Source organism: Bradyrhizobium sp. SHOUNA76 (assembly GCF_023006445.1).
In the GTDB taxonomy this organism is placed as follows: Bacteria; Pseudomonadota; Alphaproteobacteria; order Rhizobiales; family Xanthobacteraceae; genus Bradyrhizobium.
Genome location: NZ_JALBHA010000984.1, coordinates 1 through 913 on the forward strand (window position 1 = coordinate 1; position 913 = coordinate 913).

Consider the following 913-nt stretch of genomic DNA (forward strand, 5'->3'; position numbering starts at 1 on the left):
CCCGGCTTCGCACCCTCGACATTGCCGCCGCGCTCGACGGCGAGATCGACCAGCACCGAGCCCGGCTTCATCGACTTGACCATGTCGGCACTGACCAGCTTCGGCGCCGGCCGGCCCGGAATCAGCGCCGTCGTGATCACGATGTCCTGCTTCTTGATGTGCTCGGCGGTGAGCGCGGCCTGCTTGGCCTGATATTCCTTGGACATTTCCTTGGCGTAGCCGCCGGCGGTCTGGGCGTTCTTGAACTCTTCGTCCTCGACGGCGAGGAATTTCGCACCGAGCGATTCGACCTGTTCCTTCGTGGCGGGCCGCACGTCGGTGGCGGTGACGATGGCGCCGAGACGGCGCGCGGTCGCGATCGCCTGGAGGCCGGCGACGCCAACGCCCATCACGAACACCTTCGCGGCGGGCACGGTGCCGGCCGCCGTCATCATCATCGGAAAGGCACGGCCGAAGGCCTCGGCGCCTTCAATCACGGCGCGGTAGCCGGCAAGGTTCGCCTGCGAGGACAGCACGTCCATCACCTGCGCGCGCGTGATGCGCGGCATCAGCTCCATCGCGAAGGCGGAGACGCCGGCATCGGCGATCGTCTTCAGCGCGGCCTCGTTGCCATAGGGATCCATGATGGCCACGACGAGCGCGCCGCGCTTGTACTGCGACAGCTCCGACGCCTCGGGGCGCTTCACCTTGATGATGATGTCGGCATCCTTCAGCGCGTCGGCGCTGACGGTGGCGCCCACGGCGGTGAATTCGGAATCCGGCAGGCCCGACTTGAGGCCGGCGCCCGGCTCGACGGCGATCTCGGCGCCCAACGCCTTAAACTTCTTCACCGTATCAGGCGAAGCGGCGACCCGCGGCTCCGACGGATCGATTTCCTTGGCAACGGCGATCTTCATAGGCCCTCCGGCGGCGC

1 protein-coding gene is annotated in these 913 nt (G+C 67.5%); it reads right to left on the reverse strand.

The window, feature by feature from the left end; all coding sequences use genetic code 11:
• Positions 1–896: NAD(P) transhydrogenase subunit alpha (locus MOV74_RS39160; RefSeq protein WP_246932964.1), on the reverse strand; the 896-nt coding region annotated here is incomplete at its 3' end.
• Between the last annotated feature and the right edge of the window lie 17 nt (positions 897–913).